This window comes from Pseudoroseomonas ludipueritiae, from assembly GCF_014490445.1.
GTDB classification, from domain to species: domain Bacteria; phylum Pseudomonadota; class Alphaproteobacteria; order Acetobacterales; family Acetobacteraceae; genus Pseudoroseomonas; species Pseudoroseomonas ludipueritiae.
Genome location: NZ_JACTUZ010000216.1, coordinates 1 through 5591, shown reverse-complemented (window position 1 = coordinate 5591; position 5591 = coordinate 1). Strand labels below are relative to the sequence as shown.

Genomic DNA, 5591 nt, shown 5'->3' with positions numbered 1-5591 from the left:
CGCTGCGGGCGCTGGGGCCCGCGGCCCTGCCGGCGCCGCTCTGCGGCGGGGTGGAAGGCGTGCTCTTCGACTGGCCGGACCCGGCGCTGCACCCGCGCCCGGTGCCGGCCATGGCCATGTTCGGCGCCGTCGGGGCGCGGCTGAGCGAAATGGAGGCCAGCCTGTCCCATCCGGATGGCGGCCTCGGCTTCCCGGAATGGCAGGCGCTGGTGGCGGCGCAGCGGGAGGAAATGGCCCACCGCCTGCGGGCCACGCCGCAGGCGGGACCGGCGGAGGAGGATGCCCTGGGAGCCGGCCAGCACTGGCGCTTCGCCGCCCCCGGCGCGGAGGTGACGCTGGCCGCCCGCTGGATGCGGCGCAGCGGCGCCGGCTACACCCGGCTGCACTGGCTGGCGGCGGGGCAAGAAGCGGTGATCACCGGCTGAGGCCACCTTCGCCCCGCACCATATCCGGGGCCGAAGGAGACCGGCTATGACAGGCAAACCCATCAAGACTCCAGGCCCGGACCATCCCATCGCCATCACGCCGCATCCGGGGCGGGTGGTGGTGCGCGCGGGCGGCCAGGTGGTGGCCGAGAGCCGCAAGGCGCTGGTGCTGCGGGAGGCCAGCTACCCGCCCGTCTTCTATATCCCGCGCGGGGATGCCGACATGACGCGGCTCCAGCGCAGCGCCACCACCACCTATTGCCCCTACAAGGGCGATTGCAGCTACTTCAGCATCCCCGCTGGCGGAGCGCGGGCCACCGATGCCGTCTGGAGCTACGAGACACCGCATCCCGCCGCCGCCGCCATCGCCGGGCACCTGGCCTTCTACCCGGACCGTGTGGAGGCCATCGAGGCGCCGCCGGACTGATCCTGGAGGCCCTCGCCCCTTGCGGCCCGGCGCCGCATCGGCTGGAACCCGGCCATTCCGGCGGCATTGATGCCGGTTGGGGATGATGAAGAGGGGATTGCCGCGCCAATGACCACGGATGCGACGCCGCGCCGCCGCTGGCGCGCATGGCCCTGGGCGCTGGGCACGGCCGGGGCCTGCTGCGCCCTGCTGCTGCTGTTCCTGGGCTGGTGCCTGCTGCAGGTGCCGGTGGGCGGCGGCATGCAGCCCAGCGCCACCCCGGCCACGCTGATCCTGGAGAACCGCGACGGCACCGGCTTCGCCACCCGCGGTGTGCTGCGGGGCGAGCCCATCCGCGCCGAGGCCCTGCCGCAGCCGTTGGCCGATGCCGTGATCGCCATCGAGGACCGCCGCTTCTACGACCACCATGGCATCGACCCGCGCGGCATCCTGCGCGCGCTGGCACGGGCCTTCGGCGCCGGGCGGCTGCGGGAAGGCGCCAGCACCATCACGCAGCAGCTGGCGCGGCTGACCTATCTCTCCCAGGAGAAGACCCTGACTCGCAAGGCGCAGGAAGCCATGCTGGCCATCTGGCTGGAAAGCCGGCTGTCCAAGCAGGAGATCCTGGCCCGCTACATGAACGCCGCCTATTTCGGCGCTGGCGCGGTGGGCGCCGATGCGGCGGCGCGGCGCTATTTCGGCAAGGCCGTGGGGGAGCTGAACCTGGCCGAGGCGGCGATGATCGCGGGCTTGCTGCGCGCGCCCTCCGCCCTCGCCCCCACCACCAACATGGAAGGCGCCCGCCAGCGCGCCGATGTGGTGCTGGGCGTGATGGAGGAAACCGGCCTCGCCACGCCCGAGGCCGTGGCCGCTGCCCGGGCCGCGCCCCCGATCCTGAAGGCGCCGCCCGAGCCGCTGGTCGGGCGCGGCTATTTCTCGGACTGGGCGGATAGCGAGGCGCGGCGGCTGGTGGGGCCCTTGCCCATGGACCTTTCCGTCCGCACCACGCTGGACCCTGCCTTGCAGGACCTGGCGGAGCGGGTGGTGGCGCAGCACCTGGGCAAGGAGGGTGCCAAGCAGCGCGCCGGCCAGGCGGCGCTGCTGGCCCTGGCGCCGGATGGCGCCGTGCTGGCCGCCGTGGGCGGGCGCGACTATGCCGAAAGCCAGTTCAGCCGCATCACCCAGGCGAAGCGGCAGCCCGGCTCACTGTTCAAGCTGTTTGTCTACGCGGCGGCGCTGGAGGCGGGCTATCGCCCTGGCCAGACCGTGCAGGACGCGCCGCTGACCATCAACGGCTGGTCCCCGGGCAATTCGGACGGCAATTTCCGTGGCACGGTGACGCTGCGCGATGCCTTCGCCCACTCCATCAACACCGTGGCGGTGCGGCTGCAGGAGGCGGTGGGGCGGGACAAGGTGGCGGCCATGGCCAAGCGCCTGGGACTTTCCGCCGATATTCCGCTGAACCCGAGCATGGCGCTGGGCACCACCGAGGCGACGCTGGCCGAAATGGTCACCGCCTTCGGCCGCATCGGCTATGGCACGCAGATCGAGCCCTATCTGGTGCAGGAGGTGCGCAGCCGCGACCGTGCTCTCTATACCCGCCCCACCGCCCCCGCCGCCCATGCGGTGCCGGAGGCGGTGCAGCAGGGCATGCTGGAGATGATGATGGCCGTGGTGCAGCAGGGCACCGGCCGCGCCGCCCGGCTGGACCGCCCCGTGGGCGGCAAGACCGGCACTACCCAGGACAGCCGCGACGCCTGGTTCGTCGGCATGACGGCGGATGCGGTGGTGGGCGTCTGGGTCGGCAATGACGACAACAGCCCCATGGCCAATGTCTATGGTGGCGGCCTGCCCGCCCGCATCTGGCACGATTTCATGCAGGAGGCGGACAAGGTACGCACCGCCGCCGCCCCTTCCGCCGCCATGGCACCGGCGGGGGCGGAGGATGAGGAGTTGCGCGGCGTGCCGGATGTGATCGACACCGGCACCCTGCGGGTCGCTGGCCGGGAAGTGCGGCTGGCGGGCATCGTCGGCCTGCCTGGCGGCTTCGTGGCCGCCATGACGCAATGGATCGCCGGGCGGGAAGCCTCCTGCCAGCCGCGCGAGAGCGACACCTGGCAATGCCGCGTCGGTGGGCGGGACCTGTCGGAGCTGGTGCTTTCAAACGGCGGCGGCCGGGTGGCGGCCGATGCCCCGGCCGAGCTGCGGCGGGCCGAGCGCACAGCGCGGGATGCCCGGCTGGGAATCTGGGGCGGCTGAGCCACCGGAAAGCGAAAGGCCCGCCAGATGGGGGTCTGGCGGGCCTTCCGAAGCGGCAGGCGGCGGGCTGCCCCGCCGCCATGCGGCATGGTTACTGCTGCACGACGCGGCGGGTGCCGTCCGGCAGATATTCCAGCACCACGCCGCCGCCGTTGTAGGCGCCGTCGCCCACGCCCTGCTGCGGCAGGCTGAGGCCGGTGAAGGGCTGCGACGGCGTCTGCACCATCGGACCCTGCGGCGTCATGGTCGTCCCGGCCATGCCAGAGCCCATGCCGGACCCCATCGTGGAGCCCATGCCCGAACCCATGCGGCTGCCTGGGGCCATGCCGGTCTGGCCGGACATGCCGCGCTGGTGCATGCCGCCATAGCTGCCGCCCGGCGCGACGGGCACGGGCTGGCCAGTGGCGGAGGGAACGCTCGGCGTCGGGTAGGCGGGGCTGGACTGCGCCTGGGCCAGGTTGCCGCCCAGCGTGGCGGCAAGGGTGGCGGCGGCGAAAGCCAAGGGAATGCGCATCATGGCTGCGGTTCCTTCGCGATGTTGCATTCCACCTCCGCGCCGATCCGCGCGCGGACCACGAAGGCGGATACGCAGCCAACACCCCACAGGCCCTCGGGTTGCGACGGCCATGCCCAGGCTTGCGCGGTGGCTCAGTCCTTGTGCTTCTTCTTGCCCGCCTCGGGGCCGGTGACATAGCCCTGCCCCGCCAGGGCGCCCAGGCGCGCCGGCAAGGCATCCCGGATCACCGGACGATAGGCGGGCATATGCTTCCAGGCCTTCTTCTCCAGCTTCGTCATGCCGCAGCCCAGGCACCAGCCACTATCGTCGTCGTAGCGGCAGATCTTGATGCAGGGGCGGTCATGCTTGTCCATGCGCTTGAGACGCGGGGCGGGGCGGAAAGTTTTACTTTTCATGCCCCCGGCGGAAGACGCGACAGCACCGGCCCGCTGGCCTGGGCATAGGCATGGGCCAGCCGCAGCAAGGCAAGATCCTGCCGCGGCGGCGCGATGAGCTGCACGCCCATGGGCAGGTCCAGCGCCCCGCCAAAGCCGGCCGGCACGCTGATGGCCGGACAGCCGGAGAGGCTGGCGGGAAAGACCACTTCCATCCAGCGGTGGTAGGTATCCATGGCGGTGCCGGCGATCTCGCGCGGCCAGTGCCATTCGGCCGGGAAGGCGAAGCACTGCGCGCTGGGCAGCACCAGCGCGTCGAAGCGTGCGAAGAGGCCAAGGAAGGCCTGGTAGATCGCGCTGCGCCCGGCAGAGGCGCGCAGCGTATCCTGGGCCGACATGCGCAAGCCGCCCTCCACCTCCCAGACCGCCTCCGGCTTCAGGTGGCGGCGCTTTTCGGGGTCTTGGTACAGCGGCAGCAGCGAATTCATCACCAGCCAGTGGCGGATGCCGAGCCAGGTGTCCCAGATCTGCTCCCGCGGGATGGGGAGGCGGGCTTCCTCGACCTCGCAGCCGATGTCACGCAGCCGGGCCAGGGCCTGCTGGCAGACCTCCAGCACGCCGGGCTCGGTGGGAAGGGCGGCGGCGTATTCGCCCAGCCAGCCGATGCGGGTGCCACGCGGGTCCATCTCCAGCGGCTGCGCGAAGGCTTCCGGCGGATCGTCCAACGACAGCGGCACGCGCGCGTCCCGTCCCGCCAGGGTGGAGAGCAGCAGAGCGAGATCGGGCACGTTGCGGGCCATGGGCCCTTCGGTGGAGAGCTGGTTGATGAAGCTTTCGCCGGAGGGCCAATAGGGTACCCGCCCCATCGAGGGGCGCAGGCCAAAGACATTGTTCCAGGCCGCCGGGTTGCGCAGGGAGCCGCCGAAGTCGCCGCCATCCGCGACCGGCAGCATCCGCAGGGCCAAGGCCACGGCCGCGCCGCCAGAGGAGCCACCCGCCGAACGGCTGGGATCGTAGGCATTGCGGGTGACGCCATGCAGCGGGTTGTAGGTATGCGAGCCCAGGCCGAACTCCGGCACATTGGTCTTGCCGATGATGATGGCGCCGGCATTGCGCATCCGCTCGACGATCAGCGAATCCTGTGCCGGCATGGTGGCGGCGAACAGCGGGGAGCCCAGGCTGCTTGGCAGGCCTTTGGCATGGGCCAGGTCCTTCACCGCATGTGGCAGGCCATGCATCCACCCCATGACCTCGCCGCGCGCCAACTGGGCATCGCGTAGATCAGCCTCGGCCAAGAGGCTGTCCCTGTCCCGCATGGTGATGATGGCGTTGCAGCAGGGATTCAACCGGTCGATGCGAGCTAGAGTGGCGAGCATCACCTCCCGGCATGACAGGCGGCGGGCGCGGATGGCGGCGGAAAGCTCGACCGCATCCATGATGGTGGGATCGGAGGTCATGGCCAAGCCTTGGCCCAGGAAAGCGGGTAAGGCAACAGACGCTCGTGGCACATGAAAAAGCCGCCTGCGGAGTGGGGCTCCGGGGCGGCTTCTACACTGCTGATGCGGATGGGCGATTCTGGATGCGGGGACAGGATTTGAACCTGTGACCTT

The 5591-nt window shown here is 71.2% G+C and carries 6 protein-coding genes; 3 read left to right on the top strand and 3 right to left on the bottom strand.

What is annotated here, in order from left to right; genetic code table 11:
* The 3 genes from IBL25_RS24005 to IBL25_RS23995 form a co-directional block, all read left to right on the top strand.
* Nucleotides 1-425: hypothetical protein (locus tag IBL25_RS24005; protein WP_202986875.1), on the top strand; the 425-nt coding region annotated here is incomplete at its 5' end.
* A gap of 46 nt (nucleotides 426-471) precedes the next feature.
* Entirely contained in the window at nucleotides 472-852 is a 381-nt protein-coding gene (locus tag IBL25_RS24000) for a DUF427 domain-containing protein (protein WP_187780991.1), read from the top strand.
* Between the two features lie 108 nt (nucleotides 853-960).
* Nucleotides 961-3090 (top strand): PBP1A family penicillin-binding protein, encoded by a 2130-nt coding sequence (locus tag IBL25_RS23995; protein ID WP_187780990.1) that lies wholly within the window; start codon nucleotides 961-963, stop codon nucleotides 3088-3090.
* A 91-nt stretch (nucleotides 3091-3181) separates the two neighbouring features.
* Here the strand turns inward: IBL25_RS23995 and IBL25_RS23990 are convergent, their stop codons facing one another.
* From IBL25_RS23990 to IBL25_RS23980, 3 genes are all read right to left on the bottom strand, one after another.
* The gene (locus tag IBL25_RS23990; protein WP_187780989.1) at nucleotides 3182-3607 is read right to left on the bottom strand and encodes a hypothetical protein; all 426 of its coding nucleotides are present in this window, start codon (nucleotides 3605-3607) and stop codon (nucleotides 3182-3184) included.
* A gap of 131 nt (nucleotides 3608-3738) precedes the next feature.
* Complete coding sequence (locus tag IBL25_RS23985; RefSeq protein WP_187780988.1) at nucleotides 3739-3960, bottom strand: DUF1289 domain-containing protein; 222 nt, start codon at nucleotides 3958-3960, stop codon at nucleotides 3739-3741.
* Between the two features lie 38 nt (nucleotides 3961-3998).
* A complete protein-coding gene (locus tag IBL25_RS23980; RefSeq protein ID WP_187780987.1) occupies nucleotides 3999-5438 on the bottom strand; it encodes an amidase in 1440 nt (479 codons plus the stop codon).
* Nucleotides 5439-5591 lie beyond the last annotated feature (153 nt).